Raw genomic sequence first — 24,900 nt, forward strand, 5'->3', positions numbered from 1 at the left:
ACTTGCCGGAGGCGTGCTGGGGTGCGACTCCAAACCGGTAATAGATTTGCGGGCGAGCCTTCATGCAGACAAAGCGTTCCCTTTCCGACTGGGGGCTTTTCCTCCTCCTGTCTGCTTGCTGGGCGAGCGCTTTCGCCATGACGAAGGTTGCGGTTGGCGAACTTCCAGCCAGCGTGATTATCCCGGGGCGACTCATGACGGGGGCGATCATGCTGTGGGCGGTGATGCTCATCCGCGGGGACCGGTTACCGCCATTTTCGGACCGGCCGTCGTGGCTCGCGATCGTGGGTATGGGTGTCGCAGGCACGGCGCTGCCCTTCTATCTTATCACGATCGGGCAGAAGACGATCGACTCTTCGCTGGCCGCGTTGCTCATTTCGGGCGCACCTCTTTTTACGGCGGTGCTTGCGCATTTCTATTTTCATGACGAGCGCTTTACAGGCTTCAAGATCGCAGGTCTTGCGACGGGCTTTGCAGGCGTTGCGCTGCTGCTCGGGCCGGATGCGATGCAGGGGTTTGGCAATGCCGACCTGATCGCGCAGCTGCTCGTCCTCGGCGGGGCATTCTGTTACGCAGTGAACAGCATTATGGCGCGTCAGGCGCCGCGCCTGCCACCCATCGTGCTACCGGTCGGGTTTCTCACCGTTGCGTCGATCACGTCGATCCCCATGCTCGTCTGGACGGACTGGGAAACGGTCGACCCCACGAAGGCGAGCTTGCTGTGCATACTTGGCCTTGGCGCGGTCTCCACCGGTCTCGCTGGTATCCTGCTCATGCAGCTTGTGGCGCGCACAAGCGCGACCTTCGTGGCACTGACCGGCTATGTCATTCCAATAATGTCGGCTGTGCTTGGCTATTTTGCGTTTGGTGAAGTCCAGAGCTGGAACGCTGCGGCCGCCTTCATCCTGATTCTTGCCGGCGTCTGGTTCTCCCAGCGCCAGAGTCGCAAGAGCGCCGCCGCCGTGCCTTGATCTTCCGGGCGTCGTAGCTCTCTGCTATCCTTTCCTGGAGGCGGCGCAAGACTGCCATTGGGAGGATACAAGATGAACCGCGAAATCCATGTCAGACCGATCTCCGGCGCACTCGGCGCAGAGATTGAGGGCGTCGACCTTTCTGAAGACCTATCTAATGAGGCTTTCGACAAGGTTCACCGGGCCTTCCTGGATCACCACGTCATATTCTTCAGGGATCAGAATGCCCTGACGCCTGACCGCCACAAGGAATTCGGCAGGCGCTTCGGCAGCCTCAATGTCCATCCCTATGTGAAGGGGATGGAAGGCCATCCGGAAATTCTCGAGATCATCAAGGAGCCAGAAGAGAAGACCAATTTCGGTGGCGGCTGGCACACCGATATGTCCTTTCTTGAGGAGCCTGCGCTCGGCTCGATCCTGCATGCTATCGAGGTGCCACCCTATGGAGGCGATACGCTCTGGGCAAACCAGCATATGGCCTATGAGGCTCTGTCTGACGGCCTGAAGACCACGCTTGAAGGGTTGACGGCCATTCATTCGGCAGGCCGCGAATATGGGCCGAAGGGTCAGTCGGCTCTAAACCGTCAATCCATGAAAACGAAACAGGCGGATGGTGCGCCTGAGTTCGAGCATCCGGTCGTCCGGACACATCCAGAGACGGGGCGCAAAGGTTTATATGTAAACCCGGCTTTCACGTTGCGCTTCAAGGGCTGGACGAAGCGTGAGAGCCGCCCGCTCCTCAATTATCTGTTCGAGCACTCCAGACAGGAGCAGTTCACCTGTCGGTTCCGGTGGAAGAAAGGCTCGGTCGCGTTCTGGGACAATCGCTCGACCTGGCACTTCGCATTGAACGACTATGCAGGCCATCGCCGCCATATGCGGCGGGTGACTGTAAACGGGGACCGGCCTTTCTAGGATTTGCGCAATAGGCGGCTGCCGTTGAAGCCGATGAGCCATAACACCAGCGCAACCGCCGCAAACCTTTCGATCAGACCAATGATTTCGTTCGATACCCCGAATGTCGCAGCGCCAGCGGATAGAAACACGATTGCCGCCAGTGCGGTGCCCCATCTGAAAAGCGGATGCGAATTGCTTCGACCCCATGCAACCAATGCCAATGCGGTCGAAATGGAAAGGCCGATCGCACTTACAGCCCAATAGTGGATGAGCGGAGCATTGGGATTCTGTTTGGAGTAGGCCTCATAGAGCGAGATCAGCACTATCAGAGGTCCGGCAAGAACAAGCAGAAGGGCAGCGACCTTTAGGGGCGTGTGATCGCCGGCGTCCTTCCAGATAATCCATCCTGTTAGCGCAAGCGCCGCAGCGACCAGCGTGAGGCCGATATCCTGCGCGAGATCGAAGTCGCCTGCGGCAAGATCACTAATCGTGGAGGTGAGAAGGCTCTGGCGCTCCATGAAAATGGCGAGTGTCAGGTCGATGGTCACTGCGATCAGGCAAGCTGCAATCGAGTAGAGATGAATATAGCGCTCGCTTTTTTCCATTCAGAGGTAACGCCTGTAAGCTCAGGTCGTTCAGAGGGTGAACTTGCCTTCGATAACGGTCACCGCCTCGCCGCGCAGCTTCACACGGTCGCCCGCAAGCTCAATGCCGATCTTTGCGCCGCGCCCGGGATAGGCCTGGAAACAGTCAAGCGGGCGTTTGAGCCGAGGTCCCATGATGGCGGCGACCATGCAGTGCCAGCTCCCCGTGGCTGGGTCTTCGTCAATACCGCTGCCGGGGGCAAAGAAACGGCTGGTGAGGTCGGCCCCGTTCGCGCCACCGGGGGCAACACAGCCGAAGTTTCCTCGTTCCCAATTTCCACCAATGCCGCTTACACCAAGGGTTTTCAACAATGAGAGATCGGGTTCGAGCGCTTCGACATCTGCCGGCGTTCCGAACACCGCCGCATAGAAAGGCCCACCCCAGGCCTCCAGCGGCCAAGCGCCAAGCGCAGCGGCGACGTCTTCAGTGACGGCGATCTTCTCGACCTTTGGTGCCGGGAAGTCCATCTCGTAGGTCCCGTCTGCCAGCCGCTGAACCTTCAGGATGCCAGACTGCACCGTCTCAAAGGCGATTTCGTCACCGTCAAATCCAAGGTGCTTGTAGATCATATGGGCTGACGCGAGTGTCGCGTGGCCACAGAGCGGCACCTCCACTGCGGGCGTGAACCAGCGCAGGGCAAACTCCCCGGGCTTTTTCTCGACGATGAATGCCGTCTCGGCGACATTATTTTCTGCGGCAATCGCCTGCAGCGTCTCGTCCAGCAGAAAGTTGTCCAGCGGCATCACGCAGGCCTGATTGCCTTCGAAGGGCCGGCTGGCGAATGCGTCGATCTGGTAGAATGGAATGGCCGTCATCTCAGGCTCCCGCAGCGGAAAACTATGCCTTTGACCTAAGGAAAAGAGACATCCAATACAAACCAGACTTTCTAAGCCGTGGTTGAGAAAGCCTGAGCGCTCTATCTGGCCAGTGGAGGGCAATCGGGCCAGGGTCGCATCACTAATTGCGCCGGGAGAAATAAATGAACTGGGGACAGCTGCTTGTCGGACTGGGGTTTATCTGCGGCACGCTGATCGCGGCGCAAGGGGCTATCAACGGGCGGTTGGCTTCGGGCGTCGGTGGGCCAATACAGGCAGCTTTCATTTCATTCTCTATCGGCTGGCTGGCCTTGCTCGCCGTGAATATTGCGCTCGGCTACAAGGTGCCGAGCATAAGTCAGACGCTGACCGTGCCGGCCTGGGCGTGGATTGGCGGGCTGATCGGTGCGATCATGGTGGCAAGTTCGGCTACGGCTGTGCCGCGCATTGGTGTGGCCGCCTGGGTCAGCGCCGTCATTGCGGGCCAGCTGACCGCGGCGGTTCTCTACGACCAGTTCGGCGCATTCGGACAGGCGGTTCGTCCCGCGACCCCTTTAAGGCTTGTCGGCATCGGGTTTCTGGTGCTGGGCGTTTATCTGGTGCGTCGTTTCTAGACTGCGAGACCGATTAGCGCGCGCGGGTCGGGACAAAGCTGCAGCCACTCGCCAGCTTCGCTCTTGGAGCAAACGCCGGGGAAGTCGCCTCGCTTGCCAAGCATGTCGAGCATGACCTGAAAGTGCAGATGGGGCGCCCAGCCGCCATTCACGCTACTGTCGCCAAGGCGCGCGATCTCCTGACCGCGCTTTACTCGTCCACCGGGTTGCAACGTGTCGAGCAAATCCGGGTCGAGATGGCCATAGAGCGTATAGAAAATCAGGTCTACCTCAGCTTCATGCTGGAGGATTAGCGTCGGTCCATAGTCTTTCGCATTATCGTTGCGCTGCAGGCTGTGAACCTGCCCATCCAGCGGCGCAAAGACGGGCGCGCCGGCAGCAGCGAAGATATCCAGGCCCAGGTGAAGCGTGCGCGGCTCTTCTCCGGGGCAGTTGAAGATGGGGGTGTCATAAATGGCGCGATCTTCGCCATAGCCGCCATGAAGGACGGCCCCATGTTCTGGTATCCAGTCTATTGGCAGGTCAACCCAGCAGCGTGCGGCAAGCCCAGCCTTGTCGAGCGCAAGCGTACCCTCATCGTGAAGACCGTGCATAGGCTGATGCACCTTCGGCGGGGCGGCGAGCCATCTGTCGTAACGCGCCCTCAGGTCCCTGAGGGTGGCCGGGAAATTTATTTTAACGCTCATCTTGCAAGTTCACCGGCCAGCCATGATGCACGGGGCCGTGCCCATTTCCGAAGCCCTTGGCTTCTGAAATTGCGCGGTGCAGATAGTCGCGCGCTGTTTCGACGGCTTCTTGCGTGTCAACTCCTAGTGCGATGCGGGCGGATATCGCGCTCGCCAGGGTACAGCCAGTGCCGTGCGTTGACGTTGTGCTGATCCGGGCGCTTTCGAAGATCCACTCGCCATTCACTGTCTGGAGCACGTCGACGACCGGATTGCCCGGTATATGCCCGCCCTTTACAAGCGCGCCAGTAGCTCCGCGCTTCAAAAGGGCTTCGGCAGCGCGTCGCTGGCCGTTCACGCCGTCGACGGATTTACCGGTCAGAATTTCTGCTTCAGGGGCGTTTGGGGTCACCAGCGCTGCGCCGGGGATAAGCAGCGACGCGATGCTTTCGACGGCCCGGCGGTCTATCAGCCGGTCACCAGATGTTGCCACCATGACCGGATCAATGATGCGAGGCGTGTCCTTTGCCAGTTCGTCGAGCGTCTCCGCCGCGTGCTCCACAAGGTCTGCCCGCCCCAGCATACCCGTCTTTATGGCGTCCGCGCCAATGTCAGCCAGGCAGACCCTCATTTGGGAGATGACCGTCTTGATTGGGATCGGATGCACATCGTGCACACCCATCGTATTCTGCACGGTGATGGCAGTCACGGCGGTCATGGCGTAACCGCCCATGGCCATGATGGCCTTGATATCGGCCTGTATGCCTGCGCCGCCCCCGGAATCGGAGCCAGCAATGACCAGTACGCGGCCAGACTTGTTTTCGGTTTCGGTCTTCATGGCGATCAAATAAGCGCTTGGGCCCTGATCGGAAAGGAGGCTTTCAGCAGAGGGGGGCTCACCACGGGTCGGCGGGTGCCTCGACTGGCTGCGACAGGTCGAATTCCACCCGGAAAAAGCGTTCGGGCCGCTTCAGCTCATATGCGAGCATGTCCTGATCAGGATGGATTTCCATTGCCCAGACGTTCGCTTTTGAAACGGGGATACCTTCGGCATCGAACAACGCCTTCGTGCGATCGTCAGCTGGAAACTCCTGACGGGTCACGGTCGAGGCGTCAGACGATTTGCCACCATACATCGTCACGGCGTCCGGGCTGCCATCCGCATGGGTGTGCCGATGACGCAGTGCCATACGGCCATCGTCACCAAGCGCCAGCAGCCACATCCGGGAATGGTCTTCGCCGACATGCAAGGGAATGCGCGCCGCCGCTTCTGTGCAGTAGTCGAAGTCAGCAATGATGGCTTGCGATGCCCACGCGGCATCCTCGGGGTCATCGCTGACGACGCGTCCAGCATATGCGTTGCCGCAATAGGGTTGGAGGTTCGACAGGAACTCGGAAGAGCCGAGATCGGCCGGAGCTTCCTGCTGACAGGCGGCCAATAGAAGGGCCGCCCCGGATATCGCAAATCTCATAAGCATGAGGCGCAGCCTATATCGGCTGCGCCTCTTTGCAATATTCTATTGGTAGCAATCGCTCAGGCGGGTTCTGGCTCGCCGCCCGGTTCGTCTCCGCCGAGGTTCTTCCGGCGCTTGCCGATGACCGGGACCGCAGAGGCTGGGCCCTGAGGCTCATCCGGCTCGTCGGGGCGCGACGGTGGTTTTCCCTCGAGCAGATCATTGAGCTCCTGACCGGTGAGCGTCTCATATTCGAGAAGCCCTTCAGCGATGGCCGTCCATTGATCCTTGTAGTCGGTCATGATCCGGCGTGCCTCATCCTTACCGTGCTGGATCAGCTTGCGGACTTCTTCCTCGATACGCTTGGAGGTTTCTTCCGACACGTGATTCGGGCGCGAGTACGGGTCACTATTGTCAGAGTAGTCGACAGGACCAATCTCGTCCGACAGGCCATAGCTTGTGACCATGGCACGCGCGATGCGTGTTGCCATCTGGATATCCGATGATGCGCCGGAGGTTACAGCTTCTTCGCCGAAGGCGAGCTCTTCGGCCACACGGCCCCCCATGAGGACAGCCAGCCTGGACGTCATTTCCTGACGGGTCTGCGAGTACTTGTCATCCTCCGGCAGTTGCATGACCATGCCGAGGGCACGGCCGCGCGGAATGATCGTCGCCTTATGGACCGGATCAGTCGATGGCATTTTCAGGCTGACAATCGCATGGCCTGCTTCGTGATAGGCGGTCAGGCGCTTTTCCTTGTCTGACATGACCATCGAGCGCTTTTCAGGGCCCATCAGGACCTTGTCCTTTGCATCCTCGAACTCCTGCATGGCGACGACACGCTTGCCGCGCCGGGCTGCGAGGAGGGCGGCCTCATTGACAAGGTTCGCGAGATCAGCGCCGGAGAAGCCAGGCGTGCCGCGTGCAATGATTTTCGGATCAACATCCTTGGCCAGCGGCACATTGCGCATGTGAACCTTCAGAATGCGCTCACGGCCCATGATGTCCGGATTGTTGACGGTCACCTGACGGTCGAAACGGCCCGGGCGCAGCAGCGCCGGATCCAGCACATCGGGGCGGTTCGTGGCGGCGATGATGATGATGCCCTCATTGGACTCAAAGCCGTCCATTTCCACGAGGAGCTGGTTGAGCGTCTGCTCACGCTCATCATTGCCGCCACCGATGCCTGCACCGCGTGAGCGGCCAACGGCGTCGATTTCGTCGATGAAGATGATGCACGGTGCGTTGCGCTTGGCCTGTTCGAACATGTCGCGGACACGGCTTGCGCCGACGCCGACAAACATCTCGACGAAGTCCGAACCAGAAATCGTAAAGAATGGCACGCCAGCCTCACCTGCGACGGCGCGGGCGATGAGCGTTTTACCCGTACCCGGAGGACCGATCAGCAGAGCCCCCTTGGGGATCTTGCCGCCAAGGCGCTGGAAGCGTGACGGGTCTTTTAGGAACTCGACAACTTCCTGCAGCTCTTCCTTGGCTTCATCGACGCCAGCGACGTCGTCGAAGGTTACGCGGCCATGCTTTTCGGTCAGCATGCGGGCGCGCGACTTGCCGAAGCTCATCGCGCCGCGCCCACCGCCGCCGCCCTGCATCTGACGCATCAGAAACAGGAAGAGGCCGAGGATAAGGATCAGAGGCAGCAGGTTGAGAAGCAGGCCGCCCAGGCTGAAGCCGCTTTCGGCGTCCTCATTCACCGTGACACCCTGGTCGGCAAACCATGTGGACGCTTCAATATTGGTAGGTAGCTTTTCTGCGTAATAGGTGTCGCCGCCACTGGTCTGGGCGGTGACGCGGTCATTGGTGACCGTCACTTCTGCGAGCTGGCCTTCCGTTGCCATCTGGCGAAGGTCGGAAATCGGCACCTTCTCCGCATTCGCGGCGACAGATGAGCCTTGCATGGCGATCATCATGGCCACGACGAGGGCAGCAATCAGTCCCCAGACAGCGAGATTACGCATGTTCATAGTTTGGATCCGTCTTTTGGTCTCAATCTTCTGAACCTTAACATAGGCAGCTGAACACCGGAAAACGACTCAATTAGCAGTAATGCGGGCGCAATTTTGTCGCGGCTGCGCTGGTGTGGGGCAGTTGTGGGTGGAACTATAGCGCTTACTCGACGCCCATGGGGACCCGCACTACTCTTTCGGTTGGCGGGGGCACGAATGGATAAATCAATGAAAGACATCCTGAAGGTCTATGGCCCGCTGGCGCTGCTTGTCGCGATCAGTATCTGGGTCGCGCTCGCGCTCATCGACCCGGCTCCGCCATCGCGCGTCACCTTCGCCGCGGGCAATTCGGGCGGCGCATACTACGCCCTTGCCCAGGAATATGCCGACAGGTTGGCTGAAAGCGATGTCGAGGTGGAAGTGCTCGAAACGCAAGGCTCGCTTCAGAATATTGAACTTCTCAGGTCTGGGCGGGCTGAAATCGCATTCGTGCAAGGAGGGCTTGCCACTGAGGCTGACCGCGAGACACTGAACTCGCTGGCCGGGATGTTCCATGAGCCGCTTTGGGTATTCGTTCGCTCCGAAGCTGACTTGGGCGGCTTTGGCGATCTTAGAGATTTGCGATTTGCGATCGGGCCCGAAGGCTCTGGCACGCGCGCGCTTGCTCTTCAGATGCAGGCGGCCTGGGGCGAAGACTGGCCTTCGTCGTCTCGCAGGATCGAAAGCGGGCAGGCCGCCGCAAGTGCGCTTCTTGCGGGCGATATTGATGCAGCGGCGTTCTCTGCGGCGATGAATGCGCCATATGTCCAACGCCTTATAGGGGCACCGGGCATTGAGCTTCTGCCGTTTGACCGTGCCCCAGCGCTTGCCCGCCGGACGCGCGCCCTCGACCCGGTCACTCTCTATCGCGGCATTGTTGACCTTGAGGCCGACATACCAGCCGCGGATGTGCCGCTGATTGCTTCGGTCGCGCAGCTTGCTATCGACAAGGATCTGCATCCCGCTATTCAGTCGCTGCTGCTTGAGGCGTCAGAGGATGTTCACGCTGGCAATAGCGCTTTCGCAAAAGCCGGTAAGTTTCCGGCTCCCGAGCTTGTAGATATGCCGCTTTCAGCCGAGGCGGAGCGCTTCTGGAAGAACGGGCCATCCTTCCTGCGCAACTACTTCTCTTTTCAGGTCGCAAACTTCCTTGAGCGTGCTTGGGTCTTCCTCATTCCATTGGTAACCTTGCTCATTCCGCTGATCCGCGTCGCGCCGCCTATCTATCGCTGGCGGGTGCGCCGGAAGATTTATGTCTGGTATTCAGACCTTCGCGAGCTTGAAGCGCGTGGTCGCGAAGCCTCCAATGACGAGGCGCGTGACAAGGTGCTGGATGAGCTTTCTGAGCTTCAGAAGGAAGTTGGTGAGCTGGATGTGCCGCTGTCTTATACTGAAGAAGTCTATCACCTCCGCAGTCATATTTCCTTCGTCCGCGAGCTGGTCAAAGGGCTTTATGCCCGCGACGCAGGAGAAGACGCTCGCCACACCGCCTGAGCGCAGTCTTGCGCACACGCCCTAACTGAAATCAGGCTTCGGCCTGCTGCTCCAGCGCTTCACGGCGTTTTTCAGCCGCTGACTTCTTCACGCTTTCAGAGCGCAGCTGGCCGCAAGCGGCGAAGATATCGCGGCCGCGCGGGGTGCGGATCGGGGAGGCGTAACCTGCCCGGTTCACGACTTCGGCGAAGTTCTCGATCGTTTCCCAGTCGGAACACTCATAAGGGCTGCCCGGCCACGGGTTGAACGGAATGAGGTTGATCTTTGCGGGCACACCTTTCAGCAGCTTCACGAGATCACGCGCTTCGGCCAGCGAGTCGTTGACGCCCTTCAGCATGACATATTCGAATGTCACCCGTTTGGAGTTGCCAAGATCAGGATAGGCGCGAATGGCGTCGAACAGCGTCTGCAGGTCATACTTCTTGTTGATGGGCACGATCTCATTGCGCAGATCATCGCGCACCGCGTGCAATGAGATGGCGAGCATGGCACCGGTGCGCTCACCCAGCTCTGGGATCTTCGGCGCAACGCCTGCCGTCGACACGGTGATCCGGCGGCGGCCGAGCGCAATGCCGTCGCCATCTGAAATCGTGTCGATCGCCTCAGCCACATTGTCGAGATTATAGAGCGGCTCGCCCATGCCCATGAAGACGATGTTGGTGAGCTTTCGGTTCTCGTTCGAGGACGGCCATTCAGAGAGCTCATCGCGCGCGATGAGGATCTGGCTGACGATCTCTTGAGCCGTGAGGTTGCGCACCAGCTTCTGGGTGCCGGTATGGCAGAACGTGCAGTTCAGGGTGCAGCCAACCTGGCTCGACACGCAAAGCGCGCCAGAGCGGCCTACATCGGGGATGAAAACGCTTTCGCCCTCGACGCCAGGCTGGAAGCGGGTCAGCCATTTCTGGGTCCCGTCGACGGAGACCTTATGCTCTGCGATTTCCGGGCGCCTGAGAATATATTTCTCCGCCAGTTCTGCGCGCAACTCCTTGGCGATATCGGTCATGCCGGAAAAGTCCTGCACGCCGAAATGGTGGATCCAGCGGCGCAGCTGCTTGGCGCGCATGCCGGCTTTCTTCGGTTCGAGTCCGAGCGCTTCCATCTCTGCTTTCAGGGCAGGGAGTGAGAGGCCGGACAGCGAATTGGCCGAACTAGCGCTTGCATTGACGCCGCGTGAAAGGTCCAGAACATGTTTCATCGACGCCGCACATAGCACGTCCTGCCCAATAATCTAAGCAGATGAGGACAGGTTTGCTGCGGCGCATCACGACAGAGGGCCACAAAGGCTCCGTGGGAGGAAAACATGGCTGACGGAACACCCGGAATCGACTTCGATCCAGACAAGCTGCGCGAACGCTATCGCGCTGAACGCGACAAGCGACTGCGCGATGACGCGAACGAACAATACGTCGAGATCAAAGGTGAATATGCTGGCTATGTCGAAGACCCGTATGTCAATGAGAAAATCGACCGCGCGCCGCTGAGCGACGAGATCGATATTGTTGTTGTTGGCGGCGGATTTGGTGGCTTGCTTGCAGGCGCCAGGCTGCGCGAAGCAGGTCTCAAGAATATCCGCATGATTGAAAAGGGCGGCGATTTCGGGGGCACATGGTACTGGAACCGGTATCCCGGCGCGGCCTGTGATATCGAGAGCTACATCTACCTTCCGCTGCTGGAAGAAACCGGCTTCATGCCGAAGGAAAAATACACCCCCGCCAAGGAGATCCTCGAGCACAGCGCACGGATCGCGCGGCACTATGATCTCTATGACGACGTATTGTTCCAGACCGAAGTCACGGCGATGAACTGGGAGGAGGACGCAAAGCGCTGGATCGTCGAGACCAATCGCGGCGACTCCATGAAGGCGCGCTACGTCATCATGTCCAACGGTCCGCTCCACCGTCCAAAACTGCCAGGGATTCCCGGCATCGAGAGCTTCAAAGGGCACACATTCCACACGAGCCGCTGGGATTATGATTATACCGGAGGCGGTCCCGAAGGCGGTCTCGACAAACTGAAAGACAAGCGCATCGGGATCATCGGCACGGGGGCAACCGCCGTGCAATGCGTTCCTCACCTTGGCGCTGGCGCAAAGGAGCTTTTCGTCTTTCAGCGTACGCCAAGCTCAATCGATGTGCGCGACAACAAACCAACTGATTCCGAATGGGCAAAATCGCTTGAACCCGGCTGGCAGAAGAAACGGATGGATAATTTCAACATCCTCGTTTCCGGCGGTTATCAGCCTGAAGACCTCGTTCAGGATGGCTGGACCGATATCATTCGCAACCTCCTCTTCATCGCGAGCAAGCAGGATGGCAAGCAGCTCACGGCTGCGGAGCTGGAAGAGATCGGCGAGCTGGCAGACTTCAAGAAGATGGAGTCGATCCGTGCTCGGGTCGACGAAGTTATCGCGGACAGCAGAACAGCTGATGCGCTGAAGCCCTGGTACCGCCAGTTCTGCAAGCGCCCATGCTTCCATGATGATTATCTTGCGACCTTCAACCGCGAGAGCGTCCACCTCATCGACACCGACGGCAAGGGTGTCGAGCGTATTACCGAAAAAGGCGTGGTCGTCGCCGGCAAAGAGTATGAGATCGATTGCCTGATCTACGCGACAGGCTTCGAAGTCGGTACCAGCTATACTCGCCGGTCCGGCTATGAGCTCTATGGCCGGGGCGGTAAATCGCTGTCAGAGGCCTGGGAAGGTGGCGTAGAAAGCCTCCACGGCATGTTCGTGCGTGATTTTCCGAACGTGTTCGTGATGGGCGGGGCGCAGGCGGCGTTTACCGCGAACTATCCCCACCAGCTCGATGAGCAGGGGGTGCACCTTGGCTACATCCTGTCCCGCGCCTTCGATGAAGGTATCGTGCAAATTGAGCCAGAAGCCGAGGCGCAGTCGAAATGGGTTCAGACGATCATCTCGAAAGCGCAGATGCGCGAGAAGTTTCTCGCTGAGTGCACGCCCGGCTATTACAACAATGAGGGCCAGATCGCTGCACGAGCTCGCCAGAACTCGTTCTATGGTGGCGGCTCGATGGAGTATTTCTCCATCCTAAAGGACTGGCGTGAAACGGGCGAAATGGCCGGTCTTGAGGTGCAGCGGGAAACCGCGACGGCTTGAACAGACCTCAGCCCGCTATCGGCAGAGTGACGATGCTTTGTCGATAGCGGCCGCTGATCCCGATAGTGAGAAGTGGTAGGAGACCTGCGTGTTGCGAGACGATACTGCTTCGACATGCAGCTCGCTGCCGCGGCGCAGTGCATTCACGATCTGAGAATCGTCACGATCCTGCGCGAAGGCTTCACCGCCAACGCCGTACAAAGTCCAGCCAGAGCGACCGACGCTGGCGCGCGCAGGCAGGTCGGCGCGAAGATCATAGCCGACTTTCAGGCTCGGCTGGCTACGCGCTTTTCCGGACGCCCAGTTCGAAACAAAAAACCAGACATCTCCATGATTGGCAGATTGCGGTGCCTTGTCGGTGGCTTCGGTCGCCGCGTAGCACAGCTTCTCGCCGCCGACGGTTTCTGTGAAAACCGTCCAGTTGTCATAGCGCCCCATCGCGGTGGGGGCGGCCTGCGCAGCCGGGATGACGATAGCGCTAAAAAGAGCGGCAATTGCGACAATACGGATCATGGTGAGCGTCTGGTCTGTTTTTAAGTTGATTGTGAAATTTCGTTCAGAGCACTTCAAATGCCTAAAGGTTAAGGCGGAATTTTGACGAATGGATGATCACAGTATCGTTAGATGCGCGATCAAAGGTTGCGCAAGTTGCAACAAACACAGACAATAGGTGTGTTGTTGCTTACGGATGTGAGTTTGTCTGTCGCCCGTCTTGATCAAGTCGATAATCCGCGATCGCTTCACGCAGACTGCATGAAGCGAATTTCGGGCTATGGCGACAAGCGGGCATTCGGTACGCTTTTCGAGTTTTTCGGACCTCGATTGAAATCCTACCTACTTCGAATGGGCGCCGATGACGCCCAGGCTGAAGAGATCGTTCAGGACGTCATGTTGACAGTCTGGCGTAAAGCTAGCCAGTTTGATCCGGCGCAAGCTTCTGTTTCGACCTGGATTTTCCGGATCGCCCGCAATCGCCAGATCGACCTTTTCCGGCGTGCCTCCAAACCGGACCTGTCACCTGAGGAGCCGATGCTTCAGCCCGCACCTGAACAGGCGCCGTTTGAAAGCCTTTCGCAGGCCCAGTTGCAGGCGGAGGTGCGTGAAAAGCTCGATATCCTTCCGCCCGAGCAGTTGGAGCTTTTGAGGGCGGCTTTCTATGACGGGATGTCCCACGCTGAAATTGCGGAGCGCTTCAGCTTGCCGTTGGGGACGGTAAAATCGCGGATACGTCTTGCTTTTGATAAATTACGGGGTGTCTTGTCGCGCGAGTGAGCGCTTCGAAGGACACGTCCTGACCGCAACTTCTTGACCTTGTTCACCGCAGCTCAATATCCGTCCTTGTACATAGTGCCCAATCAGGGGCGAGCAGAGGTGTTGAAGGTTTGAAGGACGACGTTTCACAACTGTCGGATATCTATGCGGCGTATGCGGCGGGGACGCTTAGTCCCTCTTTCAGGCTGCTCGTCGAAACGCAGGCCGCGATCCGCTCTGACATCCGTGACAGGGTCAGTCACGCTGAGGCTATCTCAGGTATCTTCCTTGAACAGGAACATCCGACGACGCTCGCGCCCAACGCATTCGAGCGCACACTTCAGGCTATTGAGGATCTGGAGGATGAGGCTGACGCAAAGGATGCGGCAAAACTCGCTAGCGAGCGTCTCTCCGAACTTCTCGACCTTCCCGAGCCACTACGTGAAAAGGCACTTGAGTCCTGCATGCGGGGGGGATGGAAAAGGATGACCAGCGGCGTCAAGCGCCTGGAAATCGGAACGCAGTCTGGCGGACATGCACATCTCTATCGGATAGAGCCGGGCGCCACGGTTCCCACCCACTCTCATTTTGAGGATGAACTGACCCTGGTCGTACAGGGCGGGTTCTCGGATGAAGTTGGCAGTTATGGGCCGGGCGATATCTGTCTAAAAACTCCGACCGATACCCATTCGCCAGTAGGTGACGATGACGGGGTCTGTCTGGCGCTCGCCGTGAGCGAGGGCGGAATGGAGTTCAAGGGAATGCTGGGCATCCTGCAGAAGATGTTTACGCGTCGGCCCAATTAGGACGGGGCCTGTCAGGAAGGCTTGCTAAAATTAAGCACTTCAAATTTGCGGGTTTCGAAAACCTTCAGCACCGTCTTGATGTCACGTCCGCGTTTCAGAACCTGCCCCTGACTGCCATACACGATAAAGGCACCTTGCTGGTTGCGTAGGGCGGGCACTTTTTCGATACGCCAGGTCGGCGCTTCAGCATGTCGTCGGAAAATTGCAAACAGGGCATGATCTTCGTGCATGCCGATCGCGTAATCCTTTGCCTGACCGGCCATTACCATCCTGCCGTACACATCGAGAATGGCCGACATTTCGATGCGGTGAAACGCGATTTTCGGGGACTTGTCGAACTGTAAAGGTGTAATGCCAGCCATGGACGCTCTAACGTTACTCTGTATGCGGCATTCATTCTGTCGTATTTGTAATCAGATTGACAGGTTTTAGCCGCAATCCGGCCTTGCCGCAGACACCGATTGAATACACTCTGCAATTGTCGGATGACGGTGTCCAGCAGGTTTCCCGGACCCATCAGCCCCCCCAGCCCCCCGGGGCTCCTGCTTCCGTTGTCCGACAGCTTCCCCTCTTACATTCAAATTCGTTGGCGATGCATGTCTATGGACGTGCAGTTTCCTCATCATGACTCTGGAAAACTCTAGCGCGTCTGATTAGTCAGGCTGCAGCGCGGCGCTACAGGACCAGTGATGCTCGAATTGAAGCAGCTTTCAAAGTCGTTTGCCGGGCGGACAGCTGTGGACTCCATGAGTTTCAGCCTCGTCAAAGGTGAAGTTCTGGGTTTCCTCGGGCAGAATGGCGCGGGCAAATCCACGACGATGCGTATGGCTGCTGGTGTGATCGAGCCCGATAGCGGCGACGTTATTGTCTCTGGCCACTCTATTGTGTCTAATCGGCGTGAAGCGCAGCGGCGCCTTGGTTTTCTGCCCGAAGGCGCGCCACTTTATCCTGACATGACGCCGCTCGATTTCCTGAATTTTCTCTGCGCGGCGCATCGCATTTCTCGGAAAGACTGTCGAAGCGCTGTCGAGCGCGTGATCGCCGACGCACGTATTGGCGATGTGATGTCCAAGCGGGTCTCAACGCTGTCTAAAGGGTATCGCCGCCGCGTCGGGCTGGCAGGCGCATTAATCCATGACCCAGACGTGCTTATCCTTGATGAGCCGACAGACGGGCTCGACCCGATTCAGAAACGGGCCGTCAGGGCGCTCATCTCCCGGATGGCGAAGGACAAGGCGATCGTCATCTCTACGCACACGCTGGAAGAAGTGCCGGCGATGTGTAGCCGCGTGATCATCATTGATCAGGGCAAACTCATCGCCGACAGTTCGCCAGAGGAAATGGCAAAGCGCCGCGAGGGCGGTCTTGAAGAAGCGTTTATCGACCTCGTCTCCAAGAAGGAGGCCGTCAGAAATGAAGGCTGAGCTTCGCGATATCGTGACGAGTTTACGCGCAAGCTACCTGCGAGAGTTGCGTGCCTATTTTGCGACGCCGCTGGCCTATGTGTTCGTCGCTATCTTCCTGATGCTGGTAGGTGTGTTCACCTGGGAGGCCTCACGTTTCTTCGACACTGGGCTCGCTGACCTGCAGCCCTTCTTCTACTGGCATCCCTGGCTCTACATGATCTTCCTGCCCGCGCTCTCCATGCGTCTCTGGGCCGACGAGATCGCCTACAGCACCTCCGAGCTTCTCTTTTCGTTACCTGTCAGCCTGTTTGGCCTTGCGACCGGCAAGCTGCTGGCAGCCTGGAGCGTCGCGGCGCTATCGCTCCTCCTGACTTTCCCGATGTGGATCACGGTGAACTACCTCGGCGCGCCGGATAATGGCGCCATTGCCATCACCTATCTGACCAGCCTGCTTATGGCGGGTGCATATCTTTCTATCGGCGCGGCCATGTCTTCGCTCTTCTCCAGCCAAGTTCTGGCCTATATCGCAGGCATTCTTGTGGCTTTTGTCTTTACAGCCGCAGGCTGGCCCATGCTCGTCGGCGGGATTTCAGGCTTGCTCGGTGCCGCAGCGGGGGATCTCGTCGCGCAGTTCTCTTTCCTCACCTACTTCGAGACAGCCCAGCGCGGCGTTCTGGAGCTTCGAGCGCTTCTGTTCTTCGGTGGCGTCACCATCACTTGGCTGTTGCTGAACACGATCTGGGTCTCGAACAAGCGGGCATTCGCCGGATGACCCCACGCGCCTTTCTTCCCGCTGCAACAGCCCTTATTCTCGCGATCTTCATCGCCGCAACGTTGATTATCTATCCTCTGACCCGGCCGGCGCGGGTCGACTTCACGCAGAACGCGCTGTTTACGCTTTCGCCTGAAACCAGATCCGTCCTCGACACGCTCGAAGAACCCATTGAGCTGACTTTCGTCTATACCCGCCAGGTCGGGCAGGACTACCCGCAGGTCCGCGCCTATGCAACGCGTGTGCGAGAATTGCTCGACAGCTATTCAGCAGTCGCAGGCTCTAACCTCAAGATTACCGAAATTGACCCCAAGCCCTTTTCTGAGGCTGAAGACCAGGCGCTCGCGGCCGGTATCGACGCGGTCGATACTGAAGGCGACGACCCGCTCTATTTCGGAATTATCGGTCAGAATACTGTCGATGAGCAGCGCGTTTTCGCCTTCCTGGCACCAGAGCGCGAGGAGACACTCGAATACGACCTTACGCGCCTCATTGCCCGCCTCGACCGCCCGGAGCCACCCCGGATCGGACTTCTCACGACATTACCAGGCATGGGCGCTGATGGCGGCGAGGGCGGCTACACACTTCTGCAGGAGATGGAGCGGTCCTTCAGCGTCGAAAGCGTCGCAAGCGACTTCTATGCCCTGCCGGAAGATCTCGACGCGCTGATCATGATCCATCCGCCAGAACTGACAGAGTGGCAGAGCTGGATTATTGATCAGTACATCCTGCGCACGGGGCGCGCTGTCATGCTGCTCGATGCGGCTGCAAAGACATCGCCAGAACCGCCGAGCCGCCGTGTTGAGCGCCGTATCCGCTCTGACCTTGGACGCTTTGGGGACGTCTGGGGCGTCACGCTCGCCGAAGACGTGATCGCCGATACTGAAACGGCACTGCCGATCCAGGCTCCGACAGGAAGTGGCCGGACCGGCATTGTCCGCCACCCGCTTTACCTTTCTACACCGCCCGCAATGATGTCGCAGGACAGCATCCTCACGGCGCCGTTGTCTCGATCTGTCAATTTCGCCTCGTCGGGCGCCCTGATTCTTGATGAGGCCTCTCCGATCGACAAGGAAGTGTTGATCGAAACAGGCACAGCTCCGTCCTGGATCGATCCGGAAACGGCGATGACCGACATCGGTGTTGAAGAGGCGCTGGCTCTCTACGAGCCAACGGAGGGGGCGAGGGCGCTCGGCGTCCGCGTTCATGGTACGCTGGTCTCTGCCTTCCCTGACGGGCAGCCTGACCCGGACTTGCCCGATGATCCTGTGATGGCGCAGTTTGCGGCCGAGGCTATCGAGCAGGCGCAGCCGCACATTTCCTCCAGTGAGAGGGAGGCCGAAATCCTGATCCTCGCAGACGCAGATCTGGTCGATGACGGGCTCTATATTGACATGCAGCGCCAGAGTGCGTTCGCAGACAATGGCGCGCTCATCATGAATGCGCTCGACATGATGTCCGGGAATGCCAATCTGCTCAGCCTCCGCGCCCGGGCATCCTCAAGGCGGACCATGACAAGGGTTGAGGCGATGCGCGACAAGGCACAGGCCCGTTTCTTTGAGGAGCAAGCCCAGCTTGAAAGCCAGCTTGCCGAATCTGAAGCCCGGCTGCAGGAACTGCTCCAGATTGATAGCCGCGACAGTGCACTGCTAGACGCGGCAACAGGTGCCAGCCTCTCGGCAGAGCAGCAGGAAGAGCTCGGCCAGCTTCGCAATGAGGTTCTGGAAACCCGAGAGCGCCTGCGTTCGATTGAACGTGACTTCCGGCGGAACATTGATGGGCTCGAGGGCTGGCTGAAATTCATCAATATCTTCGCCGGCGCGATCCTGATCGGCGCTGTCGGGTGCTTTGTCTGGTGGCGTCGGCGGAAGGCCCCGGCATGAGCAGACGTCTAGACCGAAAGCGTTCCGTGCTGGTCCAGCGGCTGTCGATTGCGGCAGCCTCCCTCTGGATCATTCTTATCCTGTTTTCGGTGTTCAATGCGGGTGGCCGATCTACAAGTCCAAGAACCGGCAATCCTGTTCTGTCGAACTTTTCTACGATCAAGGGCGATATCTCGCGCATCAAGGTGACTGAACAGGATCTGGCCTACAATCTGGTCAAGCGCGACGGGGTCTGGCTCATGGAGGAATCTGGGGCCTATCCGGTCCGCGAGGACAGACTCAATACGCTTCTGGAAGGTCTTGAAACCCTGAGCTGGGGCGATCGCCGAACCTCGAACCCGGCGCGCCTCTCGCTGCTCGCGCTTGGTGATCCTCGTGAAGAAGGCAACGGCACGCTGATCGAGTTGTTCTCCGGTGACGGGGCACGCGTGGCCGAGGTCATCACCGGCCGGCGCAACGAACACACCTATGCGCGCAAGCCGGAGGAAACGATTGCATTCCGCGTGCGCGGCGACCTGCCACCCCTCCGCACGCGTGAGGCCTGGCTCGATCTCGATATTATGTCGGTTGAGCCATCAGCGGTGTCGGCTGTGCGCCTAACTGATCGCGCCGGAAATTCAGTCTACCTTTCGCGGCCGCCGGGTAGTGGCGCAAGAAGCTTCCGTCCTGCGCCGCCCTATCAGGAATTCGAGGTGACCAACCCTCTGGCTGTCTCCGCGACAGCGCTTGCGATCACACGCCTCGCGCCCATTGACGTAAAATCTGCTGAGGCGCTCGGCGGTCGTGCCGTGTCTCGTCATATCAGCGAGACATTTGACGGGCTGGAGATTGATCTCAGGGCCTGGCGTGAGCCGGATGGGTACTGGGTGACGTTACGTGCCATCGAAGCCGGTGAAGGGGCGCGCCGCGCTAGGACGATCAATGAACGGGCGGAACCCTATGCATTCAAGCTGACAGAGTATGATTGGCGCGAATTTACGCCCGCGGTGAGAGAGCTTGTCATACGGCCTGCGCCTGAAAATCCAAGCGCGCCGCTGCCCCCCGCAGACTTTCAGCCCTAATCACGAGCCCTAGAGACGATGGCGAACCGCAGGAGTGGTGCGATCAGGCTTATAGCAAGACGCTCGAGAGGGCCGCTTGCGTGCTTTCTGAAATAGTAGATGAGGCTGTCAGCCTTATAGCCGGCAACGCGCTTGGCAGGTGCCTGCGATGTTGCACCGTAGTGGAGGGCGCCGGCGTGCGGCGTATAGATCGTAACGCCACCCGCGTCTGAGGCTCGACGGCAAATATCGACGTCCTCGACATGCATGAAGAAACCCTCGTCGAAACCCCGAAGGGTCGCGAAATCGCGAGCAGAGACAAGCATAAGCGCGCCGGATACGGCCCCAACCTCGACTGGACCTTTCGGGGGCGGGGTACGTTCCAGCGTCCAGGTATTGAAGCCCGAGAAGGTCGTGAGCGCCCGTAGCAGGGTGAGCTTGCGCCGCCTTGGTCCGCGTACTTCTCGCCCATACGTGTCAAAGACGTTGCCGCCAACGACACACGGGTGCGGCTGGCCTTTACCTGCCTCCTGCATCGCCTCGACACTGCCACGCTTCAGGATCGCATCAGGGTTAATGATGAGGAGGTCGCCCTCATCCACGCCCGCTGCGCCGCGATTGACGCCCGCCCCGAAACCAATATTGCCACCCGCGTCAATGAGAGAGATGGCCGGCCGGCTCTCGCAAAATTGCCGAAGCCAGCTTCGCATCGTTTCCGGATTACCATTATCGACAATGCGGACCGCATCCACCGCCGGATCGCTTGCCACCGCGTAGAGGCATTCCTTCAGACTTTGCCCGGTGTGATAGCTGACCACGATGGCGGTGGTCGGGCCTGTCATTTGGCGTCCAGTCTCGCAGGCCCTGCCACACGGTCGAGCAGGATGACGCCAGCCGAAGCGAGCGCAATCGTCGCCCAGAAAGCTTCGTTCCAGACGCTGTAGGACAGGCTGAACAGGGCAAAGGAGCCGCCGATCAAGCTCGCGACCGCAAGCCGGGTCGGGATGTCGACATCACCAGGTCGCGGGAGGCGGTTGCCGATGATAATAAGCGAGGCAATGGCGAGGATGACTCCTATGATGCCGGTCTCCGCCCAGATTTGCAGGCCCATATTGTGCGGGTGCCCGGGCAGGATGCGATAGACCTCCCAGTCGGCATTATCGCTACGACACTTCTGGTCAACCTCGCGCAGAAGATCAGGCCGCTCGCCGAAAGTGTCCCGCCATTCCTTGGAGGCCTCGATGCCATGGCCGGTAAGCGGGCGTTCCATGATCTTTTCGGATGTGAGGTTCCACGCCCATACGCGAGACTGGACCGAACAGGGCATCGGAATGTCGGTCCGGGTCAGGGCGGCCGCGCCAACGCCGAGGATCAGCGGTGAGAGAAGAATAATGGCCGACATTGCGGTCATCAGAATCCGGAAGCCGTGATGGACAAAAATCATGACCACGCCAATCGCCACTGCCATGCAGATCACGCCAAGGAGGGCGACGTCGGTACCGATCATGAGGAAGGCTACGAAGGCGACAGTGAGAAGCGCGACGCATGCGGCGACAGTGGCGCGCCCCGCGAATGCGGCGGCCAGACCAATCAGGATCGGCAGGCCAAGCACAAAGGCGTTTGCGCTTCGCAGGATGTTCTGCGGAGCTTCTTTTACCCGGTCGCTCATCGGCGCATAGAGGTCGAGTGTCAGTTCCGGGAACAGGCCCATGGACAGCGTTAAAAGGCCGTGTAGGCCGAGCATGCATCCGACCACCAGCAGGGACTTGCGCCCGGCGCCCTGCGGAATTCGAAGCGCCGCCGCAATCGTCAACGTACCGGCAAGTACTGTTAGCAGGATGCGCAGACCGGCGGCATCCACATTCATGGTGCCGTCGGACAGCGCGCCATCAATGATGGAGCCTGTTTCAGCGGACCAGAGGCTGCTCGCGGCTGACCAGGCGGCCAGGGCAAACAGCGACAGGACGATGAGGTTGAAGCGACGAAGAGGCGCGAAGAAAGCCGCTGCGATTGCGGTCAGGCCAATCAGCGCCGAATAGCCTTGCGCCCCGAAAACGGCGACTGGCAGCCAGAGCACGAATGCTATGGCGAGTACTGCGGCAAAGCCTGCCCCGCGCCCCTGTGTCATCCTATTCGTCTCCAGCTCTTCTGAGGTCGGGCGGCGTGGCTTCGGCAGCGATCTTCGAGGCCGCCTCGTCAAGACCAAGAATTTCCTGTCCCTGTGAGCCGAAGCGACGCAGCGCCACTTTCCGGTCATCGGCCTCGCGCTGACCAACGACGGCGATCACAGGAACCTTCCGGAGGGAATGTTCGCGGACCTTGTAGTTGATCTTCTCGTTCCGCGTATCGACTTCCACGCGCAGGCCTGCCGCGCGCAGGGCACGGGCTGCTTCCTCGGCATACTCATCCGCGTCCGACGTAATCGTCGCGACGATGACTTGCGCGGGCGCAAGCCAGAGTGGGAAGGCCCCGGCAAATTCCTCGATCAGAATGCCGATGAACCGTTCCATGGAGCCCAGGATGGCGCGGTGAAGCATGACGGGGCGCTGCTTGCTGCCGTCAGGCGCCGTGTACTCAGCACCAAGGCGTTCCGGCAGCACATAATCGAGTTGCAGCGTGCCGCACTGCCAGACCCGGCCGATGGCGTCTGTCAGCTGGAATTCGAGCTTTGGTCCATAGAAGGCACCTTCGCCGGGCAGAATCTCACAAGGAAGCCCTGCCGCATCGACAGCATCTTTCAGGCCTTTCTCGGCGCGATCCCACGTCTCGTCACTCCCCGCGCGGACATCCGGGCGGGTGGAGAGCTTCACGGCGATCTCTTCGAAACCGAAGTCGCGATAGACGCTTTCCAGCAGACGGCAGAACTTGATCGACTCCTCGACGATCTGGTCTTCACGGCAGAAGATGTGCGCGTCATCCTGCGTGAACTGGCGCACGCGCATGATGCCGTGGATGGCGCCGTGTGGCTCATTGCGGTGACAGCAGCCAAACTCCGCAAGGCGGATCGGCAGGTCGCGATAGGACTTCTGCCCCTGCTTGAACACCTCGACATGCGCTGGGCAGTTCATCGGTTTCAGCGCCATCAGCTTGGCGTCTTCGGGCACCGAAATCTCGACGCCTTCTTCACCTTCCGGGATGAAGTCGGGCACGATGAACATGTTCTCGCGATACTTGCCCCAATGGCCGGACTTCTCCCACTGGACGGAGTCCATAAGCTGCGGCGTCTTGATCTCGTCATAGCCTTCGGCATCGAGGCGGCGGCGCATATAGGCCTCGATCTGGCGCCAGATCGTATAGCCATTGGCATGCCAGAAGACCGACCCGGCCGCAGCCGTGCCATCGAGGTGGAAGAGATCAAGCTGCGCACCGATCCGGCGATGGTCACGCTTCTCGGCTTCCTCAATACGCAGAAGATGGGCCTTGAGATCCTTCTCATTAGCCCACGCCGTGCCGTACATGCGCTGCAGCATCTCGTTGCGATGATCACCGCGCCAATACGCGCCCGCAAGCTTCATCAGCTTGAACGCCTTGGGTAACTTGCCCGTTGAAGGCAGGTGCGGGCCGCGGCAGAGGTCGAACCACTCGCCTTGTTTGTAGACGGTGATCGGCTCCCCCGGCGGGATGATGTCGTCGATGATCTGCGCCTTGTAGTCTTCGCCGATCTTCTTGAACGTCTCGATGGCGTCTTCCTTCGACCAGACTTCCCGAACGATCGGGTAGTCCTTGTCGATGATCTCTTCCATCTTCTTCTCGATGCGTTCGAAATCTTCCGTGGAGAAGGGCTTCTCGCGCGCGAAGTCGTAATAGAAGCCGTCATCGATCACAGGGCCGATCGTGACCTGCGTGTCCGGATACATTTCCTGTACCGCCTGCGCCAGGATGTGGGCGGCGTCGTGCCGGATGAGCTCAAGGCCTTCCTTGTCGCGTGCCGTCACGATGGCGACCTCTGCGTCACCGTCCAGTGGGCGGTTCAGGTCGTAGAGTTCCCCGTTCACCTTGGCGGCAAGCGCAGCCTTGGCGAGGGATTTGGAGATGGATTCCGCAATATCGGCCGGGCTTGCCCCGTCCTCATACTGGCGCTGCGATCCATCTGGTAGCGTTACATTGATCATGGATTTGCTTTTCAGTTCGTCTCGGGGCCTGCATCCGGGAAGGGCCGCTGCGTTCTGGCCCAGTCACCGGCACGCCAGGGCGCCCAGACAGGTATCGGGTCTGCTTTCTCAGGAACAGGATCGTAGCCGCTGGAGCCGCCGGGGCGGCATCGCGACAGCCGGGCCAGTGTCATCCACCCGCCGGTCCACAGACCATGACGGGAGACGCAATCCGCACAATATTCACTGCACGACGGTACATGACGACACTGTGCTCCAAACACCTGAAAGGCGGGAGACAGCGTCAGCTTGTACGTTCTAAGGGCCGCATGTGCGACCTTGCTGCGTCGTTCGGACATAAGGCTTCATGGCCCGGTTCGTGTTTCGTCGAAAGCGGTTCTAGACGCGTGGGCGGCGGCCCTCAACCCGATAAGGCTGCAGGATTTTCTTCCCGGGGCTGCCTCTCGGCTACGGCGGTCACGCTCAGGCCGCCGCAGCCCGATTAGTTCGCGCGGTTTCGATGGCCGCGCAGGCCGCATCGTAGGCGAGCATCGTCGAGGTGTGGCGGGGCGGATAATCGGCAACGCCTTCGAGATGACGGAGCTCTGCAAACCGACCCTTCGGTGGCTCGCCACCTTCTTTCAGCATCGCTTTCAATGCGTCGCGGGCGGCAAAAATTTCATCCACGGGTGCGCCAACGGCATGCTCGGCGAGCACAGCTGTGGCTGCTTGTCCAAGGGCGCACGCTTTCGGGTCGACAGCAATGGCTTCGACCGTGTTGCCGTCTTCGCTGAGGCGAATATCAACGCGTACGACAGAGCCGCAGACACGCGAGACTTTCTCCACCGACGCATCGGCATCGGGAAGCGTCCCGACATGCGGGATATTGGCGGCCAGTTCCAGCACGCGATTATGATAAAGCTCTGCGCTCATGCCCCATAGATCGTCCCGATAGCGCTGAAGATCAAGTAATCT

Annotated in this window: 25 protein-coding genes; 11 read left to right on the forward strand and 14 right to left on the reverse strand. The window is 59.4% G+C overall.

The window, feature by feature from the left end:
• Positions 1 to 62: 62 nt before the first annotated feature.
• Positions 63 to 971: a DMT family transporter gene (locus D1224_RS08575; protein ID WP_119379470.1), complete on the forward strand. Its 909-nt coding sequence runs from the start codon at positions 63 to 65 to the stop codon at positions 969 to 971.
• Positions 972 to 1,043: 72 nt separating this feature from the next.
• Positions 1,044 to 1,886 carry a TauD/TfdA dioxygenase family protein gene (locus D1224_RS08580; RefSeq protein WP_119379471.1) on the forward strand — a complete coding sequence of 281 codons (843 nt, stop codon included), beginning with the start codon at positions 1,044 to 1,046 and terminating at the stop codon, positions 1,884 to 1,886.
• On the opposite strand, the gene D1224_RS08585 is transcribed toward D1224_RS08580, so the two are convergent.
• Positions 1,883 to 2,473: a DUF998 domain-containing protein gene (locus D1224_RS08585; protein WP_119379472.1), complete on the reverse strand. Its 591-nt coding sequence runs from the start codon at positions 2,471 to 2,473 to the stop codon at positions 1,883 to 1,885. The two genes, D1224_RS08580 and D1224_RS08585, sit on opposite strands and share 4 nt — an antisense overlap.
• A 30-nt stretch (positions 2,474 to 2,503) precedes the next feature.
• Entirely contained in the window at positions 2,504 to 3,328 is an 825-nt protein-coding gene (locus D1224_RS08590; RefSeq protein ID WP_119379473.1) for a PhzF family phenazine biosynthesis protein, read from the reverse strand.
• 164 nt (positions 3,329 to 3,492) lie between these two features.
• Between D1224_RS08590 and D1224_RS08595 the strand changes: the two genes are divergently transcribed.
• Positions 3,493 to 3,942, forward strand: a complete 450-nt coding sequence (locus D1224_RS08595; protein WP_119379474.1) for a DMT family transporter — start codon at positions 3,493 to 3,495, stop codon at positions 3,940 to 3,942.
• On the opposite strand, the gene D1224_RS08600 is transcribed toward D1224_RS08595, so the two are convergent.
• The 4 genes from D1224_RS08600 to ftsH all read right to left on the reverse strand — a co-directional run bounded on the left by D1224_RS08600 (position 3,939) and on the right by ftsH (position 8,043).
• Positions 3,939 to 4,535 carry a peptidoglycan DD-metalloendopeptidase family protein gene (locus D1224_RS08600; RefSeq protein ID WP_233350462.1) on the reverse strand — a complete coding sequence of 199 codons (597 nt, stop codon included), beginning with the start codon at positions 4,533 to 4,535 and terminating at the stop codon, positions 3,939 to 3,941. The genes D1224_RS08595 and D1224_RS08600 overlap by 4 nt on opposite strands.
• 82 nt (positions 4,536 to 4,617) lie before the next feature.
• The gene (thiD, locus tag D1224_RS08605) at positions 4,618 to 5,445 is read right to left on the reverse strand and encodes a bifunctional hydroxymethylpyrimidine kinase/phosphomethylpyrimidine kinase (protein ID WP_119379945.1); all 828 of its coding nucleotides are present in this window, start codon (positions 5,443 to 5,445) and stop codon (positions 4,618 to 4,620) included.
• A 58-nt stretch (positions 5,446 to 5,503) separates the two neighbouring features.
• Positions 5,504 to 6,085: a hypothetical protein gene (locus D1224_RS08610; RefSeq protein WP_119379476.1), complete on the reverse strand. Its 582-nt coding sequence runs from the start codon at positions 6,083 to 6,085 to the stop codon at positions 5,504 to 5,506.
• Positions 6,086 to 6,141: 56 nt separating this feature from the next.
• Positions 6,142 to 8,043, reverse strand: a complete 1,902-nt coding sequence (gene ftsH / locus D1224_RS08615) for an ATP-dependent zinc metalloprotease FtsH (RefSeq protein WP_119379477.1) — start codon at positions 8,041 to 8,043, stop codon at positions 6,142 to 6,144.
• A gap of 198 nt (positions 8,044 to 8,241) precedes the next feature.
• On the opposite strand from ftsH, the gene D1224_RS08620 reads away from it, so the two are divergent.
• The gene (locus D1224_RS08620) at positions 8,242 to 9,558 is read left to right on the forward strand and encodes a TAXI family TRAP transporter solute-binding subunit (protein ID WP_119379478.1); all 1,317 of its coding nucleotides are present in this window, start codon (positions 8,242 to 8,244) and stop codon (positions 9,556 to 9,558) included.
• Positions 9,559 to 9,589: 31 nt separating this feature from the next.
• Here D1224_RS08620 and rlmN read toward each other — a convergent pair whose 3' ends face one another.
• Positions 9,590 to 10,753 (reverse strand): 23S rRNA (adenine(2503)-C(2))-methyltransferase RlmN, encoded by a 1,164-nt coding sequence (gene rlmN / locus D1224_RS08625; protein WP_119379479.1) that lies wholly within the window; start codon positions 10,751 to 10,753, stop codon positions 9,590 to 9,592.
• Between the two features lie 105 nt (positions 10,754 to 10,858).
• On the opposite strand from rlmN, the gene D1224_RS08630 reads away from it, so the two are divergent.
• A complete protein-coding gene (locus D1224_RS08630; RefSeq protein WP_119379480.1) occupies positions 10,859 to 12,676 on the forward strand; it encodes a flavin-containing monooxygenase in 1,818 nt (605 codons plus the stop codon).
• Positions 12,677 to 12,691: 15 nt separating this feature from the next.
• On the opposite strand, the gene D1224_RS08635 is transcribed toward D1224_RS08630, so the two are convergent.
• On the reverse strand, positions 12,692 to 13,189 hold the full coding sequence (locus D1224_RS08635; protein ID WP_119379481.1) for an invasion associated locus B family protein: 498 nt from the start codon (positions 13,187 to 13,189) through the stop codon (positions 12,692 to 12,694).
• Between the two features lie 240 nt (positions 13,190 to 13,429).
• Here D1224_RS08635 and D1224_RS08640 point away from each other — a divergent pair, with 240 nt between their 5' ends.
• Positions 13,430 to 13,948: a sigma-70 family RNA polymerase sigma factor gene (locus tag D1224_RS08640; RefSeq protein ID WP_119379482.1), complete on the forward strand. Its 519-nt coding sequence runs from the start codon at positions 13,430 to 13,432 to the stop codon at positions 13,946 to 13,948.
• A gap of 110 nt (positions 13,949 to 14,058) precedes the next feature.
• A complete protein-coding gene (locus tag D1224_RS08645; RefSeq protein ID WP_119379483.1) occupies positions 14,059 to 14,733 on the forward strand; it encodes a cupin domain-containing protein in 675 nt (224 codons plus the stop codon).
• A gap of 11 nt (positions 14,734 to 14,744) precedes the next feature.
• Here D1224_RS08645 and D1224_RS08650 read toward each other — a convergent pair whose 3' ends face one another.
• Positions 14,745 to 15,095 carry a DUF2794 domain-containing protein gene (locus tag D1224_RS08650; protein ID WP_119379484.1) on the reverse strand — a complete coding sequence of 117 codons (351 nt, stop codon included), beginning with the start codon at positions 15,093 to 15,095 and terminating at the stop codon, positions 14,745 to 14,747.
• Positions 15,096 to 15,422: 327 nt separating this feature from the next.
• Between D1224_RS08650 and D1224_RS08655 the strand changes: the two genes are divergently transcribed.
• The 4 genes from D1224_RS08655 to D1224_RS08670 are packed head-to-tail and all read left to right on the forward strand — an operon-like array spanning position 15,423 to position 19,855.
• Positions 15,423 to 16,157 carry an ABC transporter ATP-binding protein gene (locus tag D1224_RS08655; RefSeq protein ID WP_119379485.1) on the forward strand — a complete coding sequence of 245 codons (735 nt, stop codon included), beginning with the start codon at positions 15,423 to 15,425 and terminating at the stop codon, positions 16,155 to 16,157.
• The gene (locus tag D1224_RS08660; RefSeq protein WP_119379486.1) at positions 16,147 to 16,911 is read left to right on the forward strand and encodes an ABC-2 transporter permease; all 765 of its coding nucleotides are present in this window, start codon (positions 16,147 to 16,149) and stop codon (positions 16,909 to 16,911) included. The genes D1224_RS08655 and D1224_RS08660 overlap by 11 nt, the downstream gene beginning before the upstream one ends.
• A complete protein-coding gene (locus D1224_RS08665) occupies positions 16,857 to 18,794 on the forward strand; it encodes a Gldg family protein (RefSeq protein ID WP_147372354.1) in 1,938 nt (645 codons plus the stop codon). The genes D1224_RS08660 and D1224_RS08665 overlap by 55 nt, the downstream gene beginning before the upstream one ends.
• Positions 18,791 to 19,855, forward strand: a complete 1,065-nt coding sequence (locus D1224_RS08670) for a DUF4340 domain-containing protein (protein ID WP_119379488.1) — start codon at positions 18,791 to 18,793, stop codon at positions 19,853 to 19,855. The genes D1224_RS08665 and D1224_RS08670 overlap by 4 nt, the downstream gene beginning before the upstream one ends.
• Here D1224_RS08670 and D1224_RS08675 read toward each other — a convergent pair.
• The 5 genes from D1224_RS08675 to D1224_RS08695 form a co-directional block, all read right to left on the reverse strand.
• Complete coding sequence (locus tag D1224_RS08675; RefSeq protein ID WP_119379489.1) at positions 19,852 to 20,676, reverse strand: glycosyltransferase family 2 protein; 825 nt, start codon at positions 20,674 to 20,676, stop codon at positions 19,852 to 19,854. The two genes, D1224_RS08670 and D1224_RS08675, sit on opposite strands and share 4 nt — an antisense overlap.
• Positions 20,673 to 21,962, reverse strand: a complete 1,290-nt coding sequence (locus tag D1224_RS08680) for an O-antigen ligase family protein (protein WP_182482218.1) — start codon at positions 21,960 to 21,962, stop codon at positions 20,673 to 20,675. The genes D1224_RS08675 and D1224_RS08680 overlap by 4 nt, the downstream gene beginning before the upstream one ends.
• Position 21,963: 1 nt before the next feature.
• A complete protein-coding gene (gene thrS, locus D1224_RS08685; RefSeq protein ID WP_119379491.1) occupies positions 21,964 to 23,946 on the reverse strand; it encodes a threonine--tRNA ligase in 1,983 nt (660 codons plus the stop codon).
• 11 nt (positions 23,947 to 23,957) lie between these two features.
• Positions 23,958 to 24,284 carry a membrane protein insertion efficiency factor YidD gene (yidD, locus tag D1224_RS16750; RefSeq protein WP_119379492.1) on the reverse strand — a complete coding sequence of 109 codons (327 nt, stop codon included), beginning with the start codon at positions 24,282 to 24,284 and terminating at the stop codon, positions 23,958 to 23,960.
• A gap of 124 nt (positions 24,285 to 24,408) precedes the next feature.
• Positions 24,409 to 24,858, reverse strand: coding sequence for an iron-sulfur cluster assembly scaffold protein (locus D1224_RS08695; protein WP_119379493.1), 450 nt, complete (start codon positions 24,856 to 24,858; stop codon positions 24,409 to 24,411).
• Positions 24,859 to 24,900: the final 42 nt, after the last annotated feature.

It is taken from the genome of Henriciella barbarensis (assembly GCF_003576345.1).
In the GTDB taxonomy this organism is placed as follows: domain Bacteria; phylum Pseudomonadota; class Alphaproteobacteria; order Caulobacterales; family Hyphomonadaceae; genus Henriciella; species Henriciella barbarensis.